A 19,247-nucleotide genomic window follows, 5' to 3' on the forward strand; every position below is an offset into this window, starting at 1 on the left:
GCCGAAGGCGACGGATGAGGGGTGTTCCAAGGAACGCCAGCGTCTCACTCCGCTGGAACACCCCTCATCCGACCTCGCTTCGCGAGGCCACCTTCTCCCACAAGGGGAGAAGGAAAGGCGCTAGATCATGTCCGAAAGGTCCGAGAACGCCATTGCCTTGCGTAGCACCTCGGCGAAGCGCTCGCCGGCGATCTCTTTCGCCCCGCTATTGTCGATCGAGGTGACGTCCGGGCCGGACAGCGTCACGCTCGTGCTGCGCGCCAGGCGGGCGAGCACCTCGCCGCGCGATTCGCGGCCGCGCGCCGCCAGCCGTTCGGCGAGGATTTCCGGCGAGGCGGTAATCTCGACCACGGCCAGATTGGCATAGCGCTCGCGCAGCGCCGGGATGACGGCGCGAGAGACATTCGCCACGGCCACATGACCGTTGGCTACCGCCCAGTCGACGTCGGCCGGCAGGCCATAGCGCAGGCCATGCGCGTCCCAGCAGATGGCGAAGGCGCCGTCGGCCTCCGCCTCGGCGAAGGCGGCATCGGCCAGCGTGTCGTGGTCCTCGCTCGCGGAATCGCTCGGCCGGGTGATGACGCGGCGCACGAATTCCAGCCGCGTCTCGTCGGCGAAGCGCGTCTTGGCGTAGCCGATCACCGTATCCTTGCCGGCACCGCTCGGGCCGACGACCGCGACGAAGACGCCGTTGCGGATGGGAAGCATTTCGGTGAGCTCGCGCTCGATCGACGCCGAAACCATCATGCGACACGCCTGCCCTGGCGCCACACGGTGCGCACCACCGGCACATGCTCGTCGACGCGCACGCGCACCAGGTCGGCGCGGCGGCCGGGCTCGATGACGCCACGATCGGCGAGGCCAACCGCGTCGGCCGGGTTCTTCGAAACCATGGCGACCGCCTGCGGCAGCGAGATGCCCTCGACGACATCGCCGAGGAAGAAGGCCGACTGGATCAGGCTGAAGGGGATGTAGTCGGACGACAGGATGTCGAGCAAACCGTCGCCGGCAAGCGCGCGCGCCGACACATTGCCGGAATGCGAGGAACCGCGCATGACATTGGGGGCACCCATCAGCACGCCGAGGCCGGCCGCCTTAGAGGCTCTTGCCGCCTCCTCGGTGGTCGGGAACTCGGCAACGCGCACGCCCTGCGCAATCGCCTCGTCGACATGGCCGGCCGTCGCATCGTCATGGCTGGCGAGGACGATGCCGCGCTCGTGGCAGGCGGCGGAGATGAAGACGCGGTTCGGGCCGGAATTCCTGGCCGATTCCGCCATCCGCTTCTCGCAGAATTTCTGGAAGTCGCGGTCGGTCAGCTTCAGCTTGCGCTGGTAGTAATAGGCATAGGTCTCGAGATTGACGAACTGGCGCTGGCCCGGCGCATGGTCCATCAGCGAGGCGAGCTTGACCCTGTCGTCGGTCTCGAAATTGGCGAAGGCCTCGAGGCAGTCCGGCGCCGAGACCTCGCAGCGCAGATGGATGAAATGGTCGGCCCGTAGCCGATCCTGCCTGACGCTATCCTCGATCGCGTCGGCGAGGCTGCGGACGTCGTCGGACTTCAGGTCGGCGTCCTCGTCCATGCCGACGCGCAGAGCATCGAGCACGGTGGTGATGCCGGCGGTCGCCACCTGGGCGTCATGGGCGAGCACGGCAGCGATCGGGTTCCAGCGCACTTTCGGGCGCGGCGCGTAGTGGCCTTCGAGATGGTCGGTGTGCAGCTCGACGAGACCCGGGATGATGTAGTCGCCGCCCATGTCCTCGCCGGCGCGGGCGGCGCCCGGCTCGATCGCGGCGATCTGGCCATCGCGCAGCAGCAGCGAGCCCTCGACGATCTCGTCGGGCAGCACGATGCGGGCATTGGTGAGGACGGTTTCGGCGGTCATCTCAGGCGATCCTTAGTCTCGGTATCAGGCGGTTTTTCTGGCCGGGCGGCGGCCAAGCGCATGGTGGGAGAGCACCATGAAAGGGGCGCCCGGTTCGGTCTCGACGAAAAGCGTCAGCGCGTCCACCGGCACCGGGTGCTGCAGCACGTCCGCGAACAGACTGTCGATTGCTGCACGAAGACGCGGGCTTTCCTGTGGCCCGACGCGGCCGGACAGCGTCATGTGGAAGCGGAACGTCTCGAAAACGTAAGGATAGCCCCACTGGCAGAGGTTGCGGAACTCGTCCGGCTTCAGCGAGTCGGGGCTGCGGCGCTCGATCTCGGCTTCGGTCAGCGGCGCGCGGAAACGGTCGAAAGCGCGCACAACCTCGCCGGCGAAGCTGTTGAGAGGATCGAACGGCGCTTCCGGCACCAGGGCGAAAAAGCCGTCGATCTGACCGACGACGAGACGCGGAATGACGACCGGCGGCGTCGCCTCGGCGAAATCGTCGAGCGCCGCGCGCAGCGAGGTTTCGGTCTCGTTCGGCGCCAGCCGAAACGGCGCCTTCAGCGTCGCATGGAAGCCGTAGCGCCTGGCCGAAGCCGTGTGGAAGGCAACTTCCGCCGCCGACAGGTCGGCCACGGCCTCGACCGGCCGCGTCGCCGCGCCGAAGGGGTCGCGTCCAAGCCAATTGGCGGCGATGCGCGCCAGCGGCTCGTCCTGCCGTGGGGTGAAATAGATGGCGTAGCGCATGAAAGAACCTCGTCAGACCCCGCCATAGGTGATTTCCATGACGGATTGACGAAGCTTTCATGGGTTTTCGAAGGCAGACAGCCCCCGACAGTCCTTAGCCGACGATTTTCTCGAACTGGACCAACAGGTTGAGCGCGATGAAAAATCTCAGGCCTTCATCAGCCACTCGTGCTCGGCCGCGTTGTGGAATTTCCACGTCCGCTTCGGGCCGGCCATGACGTTGAGATAATAGAGATCATAGCCGTGGCAGGCCGCGCAGGGGTGGTAGCCCCTGGGCACCAGCACGACATCGCCGTCCTCGATCGCCATCGCCTCGTCCAGGTCGCGCACGCCGTTCCTGTCGGCATCGGTGTAGACGCGCTGGAAAGCGAAGCCCTGCGGCGGGTTGAGGCGGTGATAATAGGTCTCCTCCAGATAGGATTCCGCTGGGAGATTGTCCCGGTCGTGCTTGTGCGGCGGATAGCTGGAGGTATGGCCGCCGGGTGTGATGACCTCGACCACCAGCAGCGAGTCGGCCGGCTTGCCCTCGGGCAGGATGTTGGTGACGTAGCGCGTGTTGGTGCCCTTGCCGCGCACCTCCTGGCCGAGATCGTCGGGCGAGATGACACGGGCCGGCAGGCCGCCGCCGAGACCCGGCGCCGAGCAGACGGCGAGCTCCAGGTCGGTGTCGGCGATCACCGACCAGTCGGAGCCTTGCGGCACATAGACCGACCAGGGCTTGCCTTCGAACGGCGACATGCGCTCGCCGAGCAGGCCGAGCTCCTTGCCGCCGGCCGAGACCTTGCCCTTGCCGGTGACGAAAACCAGGCAGACTTCGCGCTCGCCCGTCTTGCCGGACGCGGTCTCGCCTGGCCGCAGCCGATGCAGATCGAAACCGACATAAGTCCAGCCGGCGCTTTGCGGGGTGACGTGAGCGACGTGGCCGTGGCCCTTGTCGGCCTTGACGAGCAGTTTCGACATTTTTGTCTCTCCTAATTCCTCGACGCTTTGACTTTCAAATCCGCCCGCAGCCAGGATTCACTGTTCGATCGCGAACCTCGGAGATTGGCCGCATCCCTCTCAACTTCGTCATCCTAGGGCGAAGCAGGAGCGAAGCTCCGCCGCGGAGACCCTAGGATCCATGCCGTCACCTCGGACGTGGAATGCCACCGGAGCAGAATTCTGCACCGTTGCAACACTTCAAAGTCATGGCATGGATCCTAGGGTCTGCGCTGCGTCGCCACGCTCCTCGCTCCGCCCTAGGATGACGAAGCGAGGGGCGTTCCGGCCAATCGCCAACGCAAACGAACCGTCACCCACGCAGCCTCCGTCACCCACGCAACATCCAATACAAAAGAACCTCCAGTCCATCGACCGCTTCAATCCTTCGGCTCGGCGGGGGGCTTGTCCTCCTCGACCGGCTTGTAAAGGTAGAAGAACTGCCACACCGCGTAGCCGGCGAAGCCGAGCGCGATGACGCCCCAGAACGGCGTACCGGAGGCGAACTCGATCACCGACCAGACCAGACAGACGGCGACGACGGCGATGCGTCGCCACAGCGGCCGGAAGAAGGGGTGCTCATAGTCTTTCATAGTGCCAATCCAGGATTTGCCCAAAGCGCAACGGATAAACCGCGCGCCGTGGCAAATCCACCGTCTAGGCCGCCGGGAAGCCTTGCGTCTCCACCGTATAGCCGGCGGCCGTCATCACCCGCATCAGCTCCTTGTGGCCGACCTGAGCCATCTTCAGCGGCGGGTTCTTCTTCGGATCCTGCTCGGCCTCGACCACGAACCAGCCTTCGTAGCCGTAGTCGGCGAACTTCTGCACGATGGCGCCGAAATCGAGCGAGCCGTCGCCGGGCACGGTAAAGGCGCCAAGCGCCACGGCATCGAGGAAGGACTGCTTGGTGCGGTCGAGCCCGTCGATCACGCCCATGCGCACATCCTTCACATGCACGTGGTTGATGCGCTTGTGGTGGTTGTCGATGGCGCGCAGCACATCGCCGCCGGCAAAGGCAAGATGGCCGGCATCGAGCAAAAGCGGAATGCCTTCGCCGGAATTGCGCATGAAGGCGTCGAGCTCCGGCTCGGTCTCGACCACCGCCGCCATGTGGTGGTGGTAGGAGAGCGGCATGCCCTGGTCGGCGCACCATTCGCCGAATTCGGTGACGCGGCGGCCATAGGCCTTCATCTCGTCGTCGGAGAGCTTCGGCTTGGTGGCCAAAGGCTTGGAGCGGTCGCCCTGGATGGAGCGGCCGACCTCGCCATAGACGATGCAGGGCGCGCTCACCGCCTTGAACAGGTCGATCATCGGCTGGATACGATCCTTGTTCCTGGCCAGATCCTCATTGACCAGCGTGCCGGAAAACCAGCCGCCGCAGAGCGTGACGTCGGCGTCCTTCAGGATCGGCAGCATCACTTTCGGATCGTTGGGGAAGCGGCGGCCCATCTCCATCCCGGTGAAGCCGGCCGAGCGCGACTGGCGCAGGCACTCCTCCAGCGACACGTCATCGCTCAATTCCACGAGATCGTCGTTCCACCACGCGATGGGGGACATGCCCAGTTTGGCTTTCAAGTCGTCACTCCAAGTTCGGATCGTTCCATTTTCGCTCGTCGGCGCTGCCCCTCATCCGCCTGCCGGCACCTTCTCCCCGTGAAGCACGGGGAGAAGGGACAAGCTCCAGCGCCGGCGACCCCCTCTCCCCGTTCTTCACGGGGAGAGGGAAGGGTGAGGGGCGGCGCCAGCGTCAATCACCTGCACTCTGCATCTGCTTTTTTTCCTCATACGCCTTGCGCGCGGCGTTGACCTGGGGCCGCGACGAGACCTCCGGCACGGCGACATCCCACCAGTGGCCGCCGGCTTCGGTCGACACCAGCGGATCGGTGTCGATGACCAGCACGGTGGTCTTGTCGTTGCCCTTCGCCTTGGCCAGCGCCGTCTCCAGCTCGGCGATCGACGCCACCTTCTCGGCGACGGCGCCGAGGCTTGCGGCATGAGCCGCGAAGTCGACATCGGGCATCACCTCGTGGCGGGCGTCCTTGAGCAGATTGTTGAAGTTGGCGCCGCCGGTCGCCATCTGCAGCCGGTTGATGCAGCCATAGCCGCGGTTGTCGAGCAGCACGATGGTGAGCTTCAAGCCGAGCATCACCGAGGTGGCGATCTCGGAGTTGAGCATCAGATAGGAGCCGTCGCCGACCATTACGACGACCTCCTGATCAGGCTTCGCCATCTTGACGCCGAGGCCGCCGGCGATCTCGTAGCCCATGGTCGAGAAGCCGTATTCGGCATGATAGGAGCCCGGCGTTCCCGCCTGCCAAAGCTTGTGCAGTTCGCCCGGCAACCCGCCGGCGGCATGCAACAAGGTGACGCCCGAGCCCATCGCGCGCTGTACGGCGCCGATCACCTGCGCATCGGAAGGATAGGCGGCATTGGTCGAAGCCGTCACCTTGGCGGCCGCTGCCCGCCATTCCGTCTTGCCCTTCAGGGCGTTGTCGGTCCAGGCGGTCGGTGCCTTCCAGCCCTTCAGCGCGGCGCTGAGCTCGGCCAACCCTTCGGCCGCGTCTGCGACCAGCGGCAGCGCCCAATGCTTGCCGGCGTCGAAACCTTGCGTGTTCAAGCCGATGATGGTGCGGCCGGCATTCTTGAACAGCGCCCAGGACCCGGTGGTGAAATCCTGCAGCCTGGTGCCGACGGCAAGAACGACATCCGCCTCTTCCGCCAGCCGGTTGGCGGCGGAGGTGCCGGTGACGCCGACGGCGGCCATGTTGAGCGGATGATCATCGGGGAGCGAGGACTTGCCGCCTTGCGTCTCGCAGACCGGAATGCCGGCGCCCTGCACCAGCTTGGCCAGTTCGCTGGAGGCCCGAGAATAGAGAACGCCGCCGCCGGCGATCACCAGCGGCTTCTTGGCATTCTTCAGCGCCGCGACGGCGGCCGCGAGCTCGTTGCGATCCGGCCGCAGCCGGCGTGGCGTCCACACGCGCTCGGCAAACAGGCTTTCAGGATAGTCATAGGCTTCGGCCTGCACGTCCTGGCAGAGCGAAAGCGTGACCGGGCCGCATTCGGCTGGATCGGTCAGCACCTGCATGGCGCGGTTCAGCGCCAGGATGATCTGCTCGGGCCGCGTGATGCGGTCGAAATAGCGCGAGACGGGGCGGAAGCAGTCGTTGACGCTCGTCGTGCCGTCGGAGAAATCCTCGGCCTGCTGCAACACCGGGTCGGGCAAGCGATTGGCGAAGACATCGCCGGGCAGCAAAAGCACGGGCAGCCGGTTGACGTGGGCGAGCGCCGCCGCCGTCACCATGTTCAGCGCGCCCGGGCCGATCGAGGTGGTCGCGGCCATGAAGCGGCGGCGGAAATTCGCTTTGCCATAGGCGATCGCCGCATGCGCCATCGCTTGCTCGTTATGGGCGCGGAAGGTCGGCAGCTCGTCGCGCAGCTGATAGAGCGCCTCGCCGACGCCGGCGACATTGCCATGGCCGAAGATCGCCCAGACGCCGCCAAAGATCGGCACCTTTTTGCCGTCGATCTCGGTCATCTGGCGGCTGAGAAAGCGGGTCAGCGCCTGCGCCATCGTCAGGCGAATGGTCTTTGTCATTGGTCGTTTCCTCCGGCTTTCCTTGTGCCGTCTTGTTATGCGGCCCGTCTTCTTATGCTGCTTTACGGCCGCGCGCGACAAGCCATGCCTCGGTCAGCTGCTCGAAGCGCGAGGCCATGTCGGCGACAGCCTCGTCATTCGACATCCTGCCTGCCAGCCATTGTTCGGCGGCATTGATGAAGATGGTGCGACCGACGGCAAATCCCTTGACGATCGGCGCATTGGCGGTGGCGGCAAAGGCCGCGACCAGCTCGTCCTGCGGCGCCTCCAGCCCCAGCAGCACGACGCCGCGACACCACGGATCGTTCTTGACGATCACCTGTTCGATCTTCGCCCAGGCGTTGGCCGAAGCCTGCGGCTCGAGCTTCCACCAATCCGGCTTGATGCCCAGCGCGTAAAGCTCCTCCAGTGCGCGCGGGATGGTGGTGTCGTCCAGCTTGCCGTGCTTGCCGGCAATGATCTCGACCAGCAATTCGCGACCGACCTTACGCGCGGCTTCGAACAAGGCTCGCAGCTTCTGCTGTTGCTCAACTTTCAGCGCCTCCGGATCGTCCGGGTGATAGAAGCACAGGCATTTGATGCAGTGGTCGACCGGCCATTCGGTGAGCTGCGAGCCGATGTCCTGCGAGAACTCGAAGCGCAGCGGCCGCGATCCCGGCAGCTCGACCGGACGGCCGAGCCAAGCGAAGGGATGGCGGGCGAATTCGAACATGGCGTCGCGGCCATATTTCTCGTCGATCAGCATGCCGTAGCCGTCGCGCCCGGCTGCCACCTTGGCCGCCGCCTTGACGGTCAGCACCTTGAAATCCGGGATGCGCGAGGCGTCGGCGCCGACTTTTGCCGCGACGTCTTCCAGCTGGACGCGGTGATCGCAAGCGAGCGCCATCAGCGAAGGGATATCGCGCCGCCGCGTAGTGGCCCAATGGATGTGGTTGATCGCCTCGTCCTTGCGCAGCGCCAGATGCTGGCTGCCGTGCTTCAAGAAGAACTGCAATTCCTCGAAGGTCGGATATTCCGGCGCGCAAAGCAGGCGCGACACGGCAAAGGCGCCGCAGGCATTGGCCCAGGTCGCCGCCGTGGCAAAGCTTTCGCCGCCGAGCCAGCCGCGCAGGAAGCCCGACATGAAGGCGTCGCCGGCGCCGAGCACGTTGTAGATTTCGATCGGAAAGCCCTTGCCGACGATGCCGTCCTCGAGATCGTCGCTGATCGGCCCATCATAGACGATGCAGCCCTTGGCGCCGCGCTTCAAGACGATGGTGGCGGGCGACAGAGAGCGGATCGTCTTCAGCGCGCTCAGGCAATCGTCGGCGCCGGAGGCGATCATGATCTCCTCCTCGGTGCCGACGATGAGATCGCAATCGGGCAGCACCGTCTTCAGCTGCGCCGAGACGCGGTCGGACTTGACGTAGCGCTCGAAACCCTCGGCATGGCCGGCGAGCCCCCAGAGGTTCGGGCGATAGTCGATGTCGAAGACGACCTTGCCGCCCTTGGCCTTCATGAGGCGGATCGCCTTGCGCTGGGCGGCATCGGTATTGGGGCGGGAGAAATGCGTGCCGGTGACGACGACGGCCCGGGCCGACGCGATGAAAGCCTCGTCTATGTCTTCTTCCGCGAGCGCCATGTCGGCGCAATCGGAACGATAGAAGATCATCGGCGAGATGCCTTCGTCCTCGACGGACAGCAGCACCAGCGCGGTCAGCCGTTCCCTGTCGGTTTTCAAGCCGTCGACCGAGACGCCCTCACGCCTGAGCTGCTCGCGGATGAAGCGGCCCATCTGTTCGTCGCCGACGCGAGTGAGCAGCGCCGAGCGCAGGCCGAGCCGTGCCGTGCCGACGGAAATATTGGCAGGGCAACCGCCGACCGACTTGGCGAAAGAGGTGATGTCCTCCAGCCGCGAGCCGATCTGCTGGCCGTAGAGATCGACCGACGCGCGGCCGATCGTGATGACGTCGAGCGGCGGATATTTCGCTTCCACGGCTTCGCCCATTCGAACCTCCCATCGGCCTTGTTGTGCAGAGCAGCGTCGTTTTGGGCAGCACGCGCGAACGGCATCGTGGCGCCGTCAATATGAAATAATAATTCCAATCCATAGTCAATATGGAATGAGCATTCCCGGACGGAAAAACGCCTAAAGCATGTCTCCCGAAAGTGGGAACCGGTTTCGGGGTAAAGACATGCGCAAAATCAAAAACCTAAAGCGCATGGAGCGAATCTGAAAGATCGCGACGCGCTTTAGGCGGGGCCGTTCAGCCCTTGCGCTTGCGGCCGGAGTCGCGACGCTTCTCGCCGACGGCAACCGTCAGCGCCATTGCCAATGCCATCGTCGCCGAGATCGAGCGGAAACCGCCGAAATCGGCCTCGGCAACTTCGAACCAGACCTTGGCGAACTGGGCGAGCGGCGAGAACGAGCTGTCGGTGATGGCGACGATCGGCACGCCCTGCTCGGCGATCGCGCGCGTCTCTTCGATGGTCGCGGGCGCGTAAGGCGAGAAGCTGATGGCGATGACGGCGTCGCGCGGCGTGGCGAAGCCGATCATCTCGGCGTTCAGGCCCGCGGCCGATTCCACCAGCTGATTGCGGATCTTGAGCTTGCCCAGCGCATAGGCGATGTAGGAGGCGACCGGATAGGAGCGGCGCTTGGCCAACACGTAGATGGTTTCGGCTTTCGCCAGGAGCGCGATCGCCTCTTCGAAATGCGCATCGTTCAACGTGCGCGAAATGTCGCTGAGCGACGTGCTGGCGGCGGCGACGAAGCCGTCGAAGATCGCCCGGTGCCCGGCGCCTTCCTCGGCCTTGGCGCGCAGCGCCGCCAGTCGCTCGTCATAGGAGGAATTGCGCTCGCGCAGGCGCTCGCGAAAAACCTGCTGCAGGCTGGTGAAGCCGTCGAAGCCGAGCTGCTGGGCGAAACGGATCAGCGTCGAGGGCTGGACGCCGGCCGAGGCGGCGATGCTCGCCGCCGTGCCGAAGGCGATGTCGTCGGGATTGTCGAGCGCATAGGCGGCGATCTGCGCGATACGCTTGGGCAGGTTCGCGCGCCGCTCCAGGATCGTTGCACGCAACGTCTCGAAATCGCGAGGCACCCGTTCGTCCATCGTCGCTCCGCCCACGGCCATATTGAAAGTTCCCTCTCCTGCCTCATCATAACGAGTTCGCGCAAGAACACCATAAAAAATGATTTGGGCGTTCCATTCTCACGTGAAATGGATTAATTCATCCATACGGAATCCCCCTTCAGTGGAGACAGTCTAAATGGTTGGAGTGGGCCTCATCGGCACGGGCTTCATGGGCAAGTGCCACGCCATCGCCTGGAACGCGGTCGGCACCGTCTTTCCCGATGTCGAGAAGCCGAAGCTGGTGCATCTGGGCGAGGTCAATGACGAGCTTGCAAAGCGCAAGGCCGGCGAGTTCGGCTTTGCCAAGGGATCCGGCGATTGGCGCGCCGTGGTCAACGACCCGGAGGTCGATGTCGTCTCGCTGACAACGCCTAACCAGTTCCATCCGGAAATGGCGATCGCCATCCTCGAAGCCGGCAAGCACCTGTGGTGCGAGAAGCCTATGGCGCCGAGCTTCGCCGAGGCCGAGGCCATGGCGAAGGCGGCAACGAAATCCGGCAAGGTCGCAGTACTCGGCTACAACTACATCCAGAACCCGGCAATCCGTCACATCGGCGCGCTGCTCGACGAACAGATCATCGGCGACGTCAATCTCGTGCGCATCGAGATGGACGAGGATTTCATGGCCGATCCCGAAGCGCTGTTCTTCTGGAAGCACGAGGCGGCTTCCGGCTATGGCGCGCTGGACGATTTCGCCGTCCATCCGCTGTCGCTGATCAAGGTGCTGTTCGGCCGCGTTGCCCGCGTCATGTGCGACATGGCCAAACCCTATGCCGACCGGAAACTCGCTTCCGGCGGCCGTCGGGCGGTCGAAACCTACGATATCGCCAGCGTGCTGATGCATCTCGAAAACGGCGTCGCCGGCACGCTGCTGGTCAACCGCTCGGCCTGGGGTCGCAAGGGCCGCATCGCCATCCAGATTTTCGGCTCGAAGGGCTCGATCCTCTACGACCAGGAGCGGATGAACGAGTTCCAGCTCTACCTGACCGCCGACCGGCCGACCGAGCAGGGCTACCGCACCATCCTGGTGGCGCCGCACCACAAGCCATACGATTCCTTCCTGCCGGCGCCCGGCCACGGCCTCGGCTTCAACGACCTCAAGATGATCGAATGCCGAGAACTGCTGATGCGGATCGCCGGCAAGCCGGCGCGCGTCATCGATTTCGACGAAGGGCTGGAGATCGAGCGCACCGTGCACGCCATGGCGCGCTCCTTCCAGGAACAGCGCTGGATGGATGTGAGGTAATTTCACGTCGTTCGCCGACGCGAAGAAAGGCTGCCGGCTTTCCCGCGAACAGTCGCAAACGTCTGCGATTGGACGCAGCTTTCCGACTTTGTCATCCTTGGGCGTAGCGACGCGAAGCGGAGTGAAGACCCAAGGATCCATGCCGTTACCTCGGCCGAAGGATGCAGCGGCGCAGAATTCCGCACCGTCGCAACGCTTCAATGTCACGGCATGGATCCTATGGTCTGCGCTGCGTCGCTTCGCTCCTTGCTCCGCCATAGGATGACGACCTGATGGGCGTTTCGGTCAATCTCCGAGGGCTCCGATATGCCAACGCAATCACTACGAGACAGGTCGGAATTTCCGCGCCAAGTATTTTGAGATCTCTCAGGCGCTCTCCGCAGAGCCATTGATCTCCCAGCCGTCGACCCACACCTGCCGCAGGCGGTCGCCCTCGCCCTTGAACCACAGGCCAGTCAGCCGGCAGTCCTCGATGCGGTCGCTGCGGAAATTGCGGATCGCCTGGCGCAACTCGCACCAGGCGACGATGTTGGCGGTCTCTGCATAGTAGATGAGCGCGATCGGGCGGATGATGCGCTCAGTGTCGCGGCCGGCTTCGTCGCGATAGGCAAGGTCGAGCTTCTCTTCGTCGCGGATGGCGCGGCGCACCAGGGCAAGATCGACCGTCGGGGCCGAAGGCGCGGCGAACCCCCAGGCATGCAGGGCGTTGGCGTCGAGCGTCTGGCGCAAGGGTGGCGGCACTGCGCCGGCGATCTTGGCGCCAACCCGCTTGGCCGCCTGCTTGAGCTCGTCGTCGCCGGTGCGCTCGAGCAGAGCCAGCGACAGCACGATCGCCTCCATCTCCTCGATCGAAAACATCAGCGGCGGCAGGTCGAAACCGGGACGCAGGATGTAACCGATGCCGCGCCCGCCGTCGATCGGCACGCGCATCGCCTGAAGCGCGGCGATGTCGCGATAGACCGAGCGCACCGTCACTTCCAGCTGCTCGGCGATCATCGCCGCCGTCACCGGCTTTCGGGCCAGCCGCAGGATCTGGATGATCTCGAACAGGCGCGATGCCTTGCGCATTTCCTCACCGGCCGAAACGCAACTGACACACCCCCGTCAGTTGGGATGATCTATAGGGCTGCCTACCCGCTTGAAAATCAAGAGAATCCTTTCGCGCCTTGTTGGCGCGGCGACCGGCAACTGACATGAGTTATAGCGAAAACCTCTGGCTTTTCTTCATCCTGCTGTTCGGCATCATCGCCGTGCCGGGCATGGATATGCTGTTCGTGCTGGCCAACGCGCTGACCGGCGGCGGCAATCGGGGCCTTGCCGCGACCGCCGGCATCATGCTGGGCGGCGCGGTGCACACGCTGAACGGCGCGGTCGGCGTCGGCCTGCTCATGCATTTCGTGCCGATCCTGTTCAAGCCGCTGCTGATCGCCGGCGCCGCCTATATGGCATATATCGGCATTTCGCTGATGCGCAGCTCGATCACCGTCGGCGATGACGGGCCGGCCGGCAGCCGCTCCGCCTGGAAGGCTTTTCGGCAGGGGTTGGTCACCTGCCTGATCAATCCCAAGGCCTATCTCTTTATCCTCGCGGTCTATCCGCAGTTCCTCAAGCCGGCCTACGGTCCGATCTGGATGCAGGCGACAATCATGGGGTTGCTGACGGTCGCCACCCAGGCCGCCATCTATGGCGGGCTCGCAATCACCGCGGGGCGCAGCCGGGCGATGCTGGTCGACAATCCCGGGGCGACCGCTTTTGCCGGGCGCGCGGCCGGGCTGCTTTTGTTTGCGGTCTCGGTTTTCACCGCATGGGAGGGGTTGAGGGCGGCGTGATCGCCGCCCTCTCCGACGCGCCGCTCAGGCAGCGCCCTGGCGGGTTGCGAGCAATTCGCGCTTCACCGACCGGCGCCATTCGACGGCGCCGGCAAGGCCGTGCAGCACCGTCTCGGTGGCCGCCCAGTCGATGCAGCCATCGGTGATGCTCTGCCCGTAGGCGAGCGGCTTGCCGGGCACGACGTCCTGACGGCCGGCGACGAGGTTGCTCTCGATCATGACGCCGATGATGCGCTCGTCGCCCGCCGCGACCTGGCCCGCCACGTCATGCGCGACTTTCGGCTGGTTCTCCGGCCGCTTGCCGCTGTTGGCGTGGCTGACGTCGATCATCAGCCGCGGCGCGACGCCGATGCGGCCGAGCTCCGCGGCGGCCGCATCGACACTTGCCGCGTCGTAGTTGGGCACCACACCGCCACGCAGGATGACATGGCAGTCCTCATTGCCGGTGGTCGCTGCGATGGCGCTGCGGCCACCCTTGGTCACCGCCATGAAATGATGCGGCTGGGCGGCCGACTTCACCGCTTCGCCGGCGATTCTCAAATTGCCGTCGGTGCCGTTCTTGAAGCCAACCGGGCAGGAGAGGCCCGAGGCCAGCTCGCGATGGATCTGGCTTTCGGTCGTGCGCGCGCCGATGGCGCCCCATGCGACGAGGTCGGCGATATATTGCGGCGTCGTCATGTCGAGGAACTCGGTCGCCGCCGGCAGGCCGAGATTGTTGACGGCCGACAGCACGTTGCGCGCCATCCGCAGCCCCTTGTCGATGTTGAAGCTGCCGTCGAGATCGGGATCGTTGATCAGGCCCTTCCAGCCGACCGTGGTGCGCGGCTTCTCAAAATAGACGCGCATGACGATCTCGAGCCGGTCCGCCAGGGCCTCGCGCAGCGCCGCCAGACGGCTGGCATAGTCCACGGCGGCGACCGGATCGTGGATGGAACAAGGGCCGACGATGACTACCAGTCGATCGTCGGCCCCGGTCAGGATGGAATGGATGGCGTTGCGCGAAGCGGCAACGGTGCGCGTCGCCGTCAGTGAGCGCGGTATCTCGCGCATCACCTCGTCCGGCGTGCTCAGGACTTTGAGTTCCTTGACCCGAAGGTCGTCTGTGGTGGTCAACACGGCTTCTGCTCCTGGTTGGGAGACCTGCCGGCTGAAACGAAAAAGCCGCCAGGTCTGGCGGCTTTTCGGATTTAGATGCTGCAATCTTCAGATCGAGCGCAATCCTCCCGCCGCCAGCGAGCTGTCGTAGTAAAAGTACCAAAACGAGGCGGTCAGGTGGATCATGCGGCCCATATAGTCGATGCGAAGGCGGTTGTCACGTGTCTGATGGTGCTGCTCTCTGGGAATGACCACTTGAAACAGCGATAGCCGCGTTGGCAATGCCAATTGTCGATGTCGGCGCCGCCCCTCATCGCCCTGCCGGGCACTTCTCCCCGTATAGTGACGGGGAGAAGGGGGCCGGCCGCACCCTCGGCCCTAGCCTTGCTATGTCGGCAATTTGGCGAGACCGCCGGCGACAGCGCCCCTCTCCCCGTCACTATACGGGGAGAGGATGCCGGCAGGCAGGTGAGGGGCAGCGCCGAGGCCCGAGGAACAAGGCGAGGCGGCGGCATCGGTCTTCAAACTGAGCTTGGACCCGATAACTGTCAAAAGTCGATGCTGCCCCTCGTTGCCCGGTGCACCGGCGGCCCTTACTCGCCGATGACCCCAGCTATGTTCTGATCGTAGTCGACCAGCGAGCCGGTCATGACGCCGGCCTGGGGACTGAGCATATAGGTGATCAGCCGGGCAAGCTGCGCCGGCTTGACCAACTGGCCCATCGGCTGGGCGGCCTCGGCCTTTGCCAACCAGTCGTCCGGCGCGTCGTGCCATTTCTTCTGCACGATCGCCTCGCCTTCGGTGTCCATCCAGCCGGGCAGCACCGCGTTGCAGCGGATGCGGTTCCGCCGATAGGAGCTCGCGACATTCTTGGTCAGCGTCATCAGCGCACCCTTGCTGGTGGAATAGGGCGTCAGGAAGGACTGGCCGGCATGCGCCGACATCGACAAGACATTGACGATCGAGCCTGGCGCCTTGCGCTCCAAAAGATGCGCGACCAGGCCCTGCATCAGGAAGAAGGGCCCGCGCACATTGGTGTCGAAGATCTGGTCGAACAGCTCTTCCGATGTCTCGACCAGCGAGCCGCGCGCCGAGGTAGCGGCGGCGTTGACCAGCGCGTTTAGCGTGCCGAAATGAGCAATCGCCGTTGCGACGGCGCGCTTGCAGTCGGCGACCTTGGCGACGTCGGCGCTGATGAAGATGGCGTCGACGCCGCTCTTCTTGAGCGCGGCCACCGCTTTGTCGCCCTTCTCCTGCGAGCGGCCGATGAGCGCCAGCGCGCGGCAGCCTTCGTCGGCGAGCGCCTCCGCGACAGCGAAGCCGATGCCCTGCGCGCCACCGGTGACGATGGCGCGCGTTTCTGAATTGCGACCGGCCAAACCGTTCATCGCTCTGCTCCTGTGTTTTGAATTACCAATGGATTTTCGAGATTCATTGACGTTCCGATCGGCTTCCCGGTGTCTTGTCGCAACGTTGATAACTTGGTTGAAGAGCCCTCGACTTCGTCATCCTAGGGCGAAGCAGGAGCGGAGCTCCGTCGCGGAGACCCTAGGATCCATGCCGTGACCCGGGCGAAGAGCGCAGCGGAGCAGAATTCTGCACCGTTAGCATCACTCAGACGTAACGGCATGGATCCTCGGGTCTGCGCCGCGTCGCTTCGCTCCTTGCTCCGCCCGTGGATGACGAGGTGACATGCGTTCCGGCTAATCGCCAACCGATGGAGACAGGCAATCCGACCGCCATCGAAATACCTGCCTCATCGAATCAATCGACGCGAACGGTCTTGCCCGTCTTCGCAGACTCCAGGGCTGCATCGGCCAACTTCAGGGCGACCAGTCCATCCTTGCCGCTCGGCGCCGCCTTCTTGCCGGCGGTTGCAGCGGCGATGAAAGCCGCGATCTCGTTGGCATAGGCGTCGATGTAGCGGGTCATGAAGAAGTCGTGCAGTGGCGGACGCGTGTAGCCCTTGTCGTTGGCGAGCTCGATCGACACCGGCCGCTGGTTCTCGGCCGCGACCATGCCCTTGGAGCCATGCACCTCGATGCGCTGGTCGTAGCCATAGGTGGCGCGGCGCGAGTTGGAGATGACGGCCTGCCTGCCCGAGGCGGTCTCCAGGATGACGCTGACCGAGTCGAAATCGCCTGCATCGCCGATTTGTCTGTCGACCAGCACCGACGCGTGGGCGCTGACGGCCACCGGCTCCTCGCCGAGCAGGAAGCGCGCCATGTCGAAGTCGTGGATGGTCATATCGCGAAAAATGCCGCCGGAACGGGCGATGTAGTCGAGCGGCGGCGCACCCGGATCGCGGGACGTGATGGTGACCATCTCGACATCGCCGATGGCGCCTTCGTCGATCGCCTTGCGAACCGCGGCGAAATGCGGGTCGAAGCGGCGGTTGAAGCCGACCATCAGCGTGGCGTTGGCCTTCTCGACCACGGCCAGGCACTGTTCGACGCGCTTGACGTCGAGGTCGATCGGCTTCTCGCAGAAGATCGCCTTGCCGGCCCTGGCGAAGCGCTCGATGAGATCGGCATGGGTGTCGGTCGGGGTGCAGATGATGACGGCGTCGATGTCCTTGGCCTTTTCGATCGCGTCGATCGTGCGCACCTCGGCGCCGTAGGCGGAGGCCAGATCCGTCGCCGCTTTCTCGAAGGCATCGGCCACGGCGACGAGCTTGGCCTGCGGATTGGAACCAACGGCGCGGGCATGCACCTTGCCGATGCGGCCGGCGCCGAGAAGAGCGAAGCGGAGAGTCATGGAATGTCCTTTGAGGTGGTTCAGAAAGCTGTCCGCGCCTTGCCGGCGCGGATGATTGGTTATCCCGTCGTGACGCCTCGTCAGGCGGCCTGGAGCTCGGCCTGTCCGGTCTTGGCGCCGGTGATGTAGGCGACGATATCGTTGCCGTCGGTGTCCTGCTTGCGCAGATTGGCGACGATCTTGCCGCGCCGGAAGACGACGATGCGGTCGACCAGGTCGAACACCTGGCGCATGTTGTGGCTGATCAGGATCAGCGGCTCGCCATTTTCCTTCAGCGTGCGGATGATGTTTTCGACCTGCGCCGTCTCCTGCACGCCGAGCGCCGCGGTCGGCTCGTCCATGATGATGAGCTTCGAGGCGAAGGTCGCGGTGCGGGCGATCGCCACGCACTGGCGCTGGCCGCCCGACATGTGGCGGATGGTGCTGGAGAGGTTGGGTATCTTCACCGCCGTGCGGATCAGCGCCGCCTCGGTCGCCTTGCGCATGGCCTTGCGGTCGAGGATCGAGAAGGGACCGAGGTTGAACAGCACCTTCTCGCGGCCGAGGAAGAGGTTCGACGGCACGTCGAGGTCGTCGGCCAGAGCCAGGTTCTGGAACACCGTCTCGATGCCCGCCTCGCGCGCCTCGATCGGCCCGGCGAAGTTCACTTCCTTGCCGTCGAACCAGATCTTGCCGTCGGTGCGCTGCTCGACGCCGGTGATCTGGCGCACGAAGGTCGACTTGCCGGCGCCGTTGTCGCCCATGATGGCGACATGCTCGCCCTTGCGCAGCTCGAAATTCGCCTCCTGCAGCGCATGCACGCCGCCATAATGCTTGGTCAGGTTTTCGGTCTTCAGAACGATGTCGGACATGGTCAAGCTCCTATCGCCCGGCGGCGCTGGCGCCATTGATCGAGAACGACTGCGCCGACGATGATCACGCCCTTGACCATCTCCTGGTAGTAGGCGTCGAGGCGCAGGAAGGTGAAGCCGGAGATGATGACGCCGAAGATCAGCGATCCGATCACCGTGCCGATGATAGACCCGCGTCCGCCCGAGAGCGAGACGCCGCCGATGACCGCCATGGCGATGGCGTCGAGCTCGTACATCACGCCCATGCCGGCCTGGGCGGTGAGGTTCTTGGAGGAGAGCACCACCGCGGCGATCGAGGCGAGGATGCCGGCAATGACATAGACCAGCACCTTGTGGTTGGCGATCTTGATGCCGGACATGCGCGCGGCGTCCTCGTTTGAGCCGATGGCGTAGCAGTGCTTGCCGTATCTGGTGTAGCTCAGGATAAGCTGGAACAGGATCGCCAGCGAAATGAAGATTATGACCGGCATCAGTCCCTTGCCTATTGCCGCGAAGCTGTCGGTCGGGAACGAGATCGGCTGGCCCTTCGACCACCATTTGGCGATGCCACGCGCCGTGACCATCATGCCGAGCGTGGCGATGAAGGGCGGAATGCGGGTGAAGGCGATCAATGATCCGTTGATGAGACCGGCCAAAAGCCCGCAGCCGACGGCGACCAATAGCGGCACGATGACGGGCAGGTCGGTCCAGCCATAGGCGATGAACATCGCCTTGGGGTTGGGATTGCCGTTGACGGTCGCAACCTGCGCGAAGCTCATGGCGATCATGGCGGTGGCGCCGACGATCGAGCCCGAGGACAGGTCGATGCCGCCACAGATGATGACCTGGGTGACGCCGATGGCGATGATGCCGACGATCGACACCTGCAGGATGATGATCTGCAGGCGCTGCTCGTTGAAGATGCCGGCGACATTCTCGCGGGTGTTGAACAGGAAGCTGTCGCCGAGGAAGACGCGGCCGATCAGCTCGAACGCGCCGACCAGGATGACGAGCGCCAGGAACACGTTGAACTCGGCAGGCCAGGGGCGCTTCTTGGCGTCGTAACTCAAGCCGCCAATGCCATGCGATGTCTGTGACACGTCTTCTTCCTCCGAATGACCGCGCCCGTCCTCCCGCCCGGTGGGGCGGGAGAAGGAAGGGAGCGGCGCAGTCTTGCGCCGCTCCG

Annotated in this window: 18 protein-coding genes; 2 read left to right on the forward strand and 16 right to left on the reverse strand. The window is 64.6% G+C overall.

Features of this window, described 5'->3' with window-relative positions; all coding sequences use genetic code 11:
• Positions 1-120: 120 nt before the first annotated feature.
• From phnN to QAZ47_RS02575, 9 genes are all read right to left on the reverse strand, one after another.
• The gene (gene phnN / locus QAZ47_RS02535) at positions 121-747 is read right to left on the reverse strand and encodes a phosphonate metabolism protein/1,5-bisphosphokinase (PRPP-forming) PhnN (RefSeq protein WP_278232395.1); all 627 of its coding nucleotides are present in this window, start codon (positions 745-747) and stop codon (positions 121-123) included.
• On the reverse strand, positions 744-1,883 hold the full coding sequence (locus QAZ47_RS02540; protein WP_278232396.1) for an alpha-D-ribose 1-methylphosphonate 5-triphosphate diphosphatase: 1,140 nt from the start codon (positions 1,881-1,883) through the stop codon (positions 744-746). Before QAZ47_RS02540 ends, phnN begins: the two co-directional genes overlap by 4 nt.
• Before the next feature lie 24 nt (positions 1,884-1,907).
• Entirely contained in the window at positions 1,908-2,615 is a 708-nt protein-coding gene (locus tag QAZ47_RS02545) for a DUF1045 domain-containing protein (RefSeq protein WP_278205423.1), read from the reverse strand.
• Positions 2,616-2,762: 147 nt separating this feature from the next.
• Complete coding sequence (gene iolB / locus QAZ47_RS02550; RefSeq protein WP_278205424.1) at positions 2,763-3,575, reverse strand: 5-deoxy-glucuronate isomerase; 813 nt, start codon at positions 3,573-3,575, stop codon at positions 2,763-2,765.
• A gap of 398 nt (positions 3,576-3,973) precedes the next feature.
• Positions 3,974-4,186, reverse strand: a complete 213-nt coding sequence (locus QAZ47_RS02555) for a DUF3329 domain-containing protein (RefSeq protein WP_278205425.1) — start codon at positions 4,184-4,186, stop codon at positions 3,974-3,976.
• Positions 4,187-4,250: 64 nt separating this feature from the next.
• Positions 4,251-5,168, reverse strand: coding sequence for a myo-inosose-2 dehydratase (gene iolE / locus QAZ47_RS02560; protein WP_278232397.1), 918 nt, complete (start codon positions 5,166-5,168; stop codon positions 4,251-4,253).
• A gap of 172 nt (positions 5,169-5,340) precedes the next feature.
• The gene (gene iolD, locus QAZ47_RS02565; protein WP_278232398.1) at positions 5,341-7,191 is read right to left on the reverse strand and encodes a 3D-(3,5/4)-trihydroxycyclohexane-1,2-dione acylhydrolase (decyclizing); all 1,851 of its coding nucleotides are present in this window, start codon (positions 7,189-7,191) and stop codon (positions 5,341-5,343) included.
• A 52-nt stretch (positions 7,192-7,243) separates the two neighbouring features.
• Positions 7,244-9,178 carry a 5-dehydro-2-deoxygluconokinase gene (gene iolC, locus QAZ47_RS02570; protein ID WP_278232399.1) on the reverse strand — a complete coding sequence of 645 codons (1,935 nt, stop codon included), beginning with the start codon at positions 9,176-9,178 and terminating at the stop codon, positions 7,244-7,246.
• A gap of 259 nt (positions 9,179-9,437) precedes the next feature.
• On the reverse strand, positions 9,438-10,283 hold the full coding sequence (locus tag QAZ47_RS02575; protein WP_278205429.1) for a MurR/RpiR family transcriptional regulator: 846 nt from the start codon (positions 10,281-10,283) through the stop codon (positions 9,438-9,440).
• Between the two features lie 157 nt (positions 10,284-10,440).
• Here QAZ47_RS02575 and QAZ47_RS02580 point away from each other — a divergent pair, with 157 nt between their 5' ends.
• The gene (locus QAZ47_RS02580; RefSeq protein WP_278205430.1) at positions 10,441-11,550 is read left to right on the forward strand and encodes a Gfo/Idh/MocA family oxidoreductase; all 1,110 of its coding nucleotides are present in this window, start codon (positions 10,441-10,443) and stop codon (positions 11,548-11,550) included.
• Between the two features lie 366 nt (positions 11,551-11,916).
• On the opposite strand, the gene QAZ47_RS02585 is transcribed toward QAZ47_RS02580, so the two are convergent.
• Positions 11,917-12,618: a YafY family protein gene (locus QAZ47_RS02585; RefSeq protein ID WP_278232400.1), complete on the reverse strand. Its 702-nt coding sequence runs from the start codon at positions 12,616-12,618 to the stop codon at positions 11,917-11,919.
• A 125-nt stretch (positions 12,619-12,743) separates the two neighbouring features.
• Between QAZ47_RS02585 and QAZ47_RS02590 the strand changes: the two genes are divergently transcribed.
• The gene (locus QAZ47_RS02590; RefSeq protein WP_278232401.1) at positions 12,744-13,379 is read left to right on the forward strand and encodes a LysE family translocator; all 636 of its coding nucleotides are present in this window, start codon (positions 12,744-12,746) and stop codon (positions 13,377-13,379) included.
• 24 nt (positions 13,380-13,403) lie between these two features.
• Here QAZ47_RS02590 and QAZ47_RS02595 read toward each other — a convergent pair whose 3' ends face one another.
• The 6 genes from QAZ47_RS02595 to QAZ47_RS02620 form a co-directional block, all read right to left on the reverse strand.
• Complete coding sequence (locus tag QAZ47_RS02595; protein ID WP_278205433.1) at positions 13,404-14,495, reverse strand: 3-deoxy-7-phosphoheptulonate synthase; 1,092 nt, start codon at positions 14,493-14,495, stop codon at positions 13,404-13,406.
• Positions 14,496-14,582: 87 nt separating this feature from the next.
• Positions 14,583-14,762 carry a hypothetical protein gene (locus QAZ47_RS02600; RefSeq protein WP_278232402.1) on the reverse strand — a complete coding sequence of 60 codons (180 nt, stop codon included), beginning with the start codon at positions 14,760-14,762 and terminating at the stop codon, positions 14,583-14,585.
• 305 nt (positions 14,763-15,067) lie between these two features.
• The gene (locus QAZ47_RS02605) at positions 15,068-15,862 is read right to left on the reverse strand and encodes an SDR family oxidoreductase (protein WP_278232403.1); all 795 of its coding nucleotides are present in this window, start codon (positions 15,860-15,862) and stop codon (positions 15,068-15,070) included.
• Positions 15,863-16,238: 376 nt separating this feature from the next.
• A complete protein-coding gene (iolG, locus tag QAZ47_RS02610; RefSeq protein WP_278232404.1) occupies positions 16,239-17,231 on the reverse strand; it encodes an inositol 2-dehydrogenase in 993 nt (330 codons plus the stop codon).
• An 80-nt stretch (positions 17,232-17,311) separates the two neighbouring features.
• A complete protein-coding gene (locus QAZ47_RS02615; RefSeq protein ID WP_278205437.1) occupies positions 17,312-18,082 on the reverse strand; it encodes an ATP-binding cassette domain-containing protein in 771 nt (256 codons plus the stop codon).
• A 2-nt stretch (positions 18,083-18,084) separates the two neighbouring features.
• A complete protein-coding gene (locus QAZ47_RS02620; protein WP_278205438.1) occupies positions 18,085-19,161 on the reverse strand; it encodes an ABC transporter permease in 1,077 nt (358 codons plus the stop codon).
• Between the last annotated feature and the right edge of the window lie 86 nt (positions 19,162-19,247).

This window comes from Mesorhizobium sp. WSM4904, assembly GCF_029674545.1.
GTDB lineage: Bacteria > Pseudomonadota > Alphaproteobacteria > Rhizobiales > Rhizobiaceae > Mesorhizobium.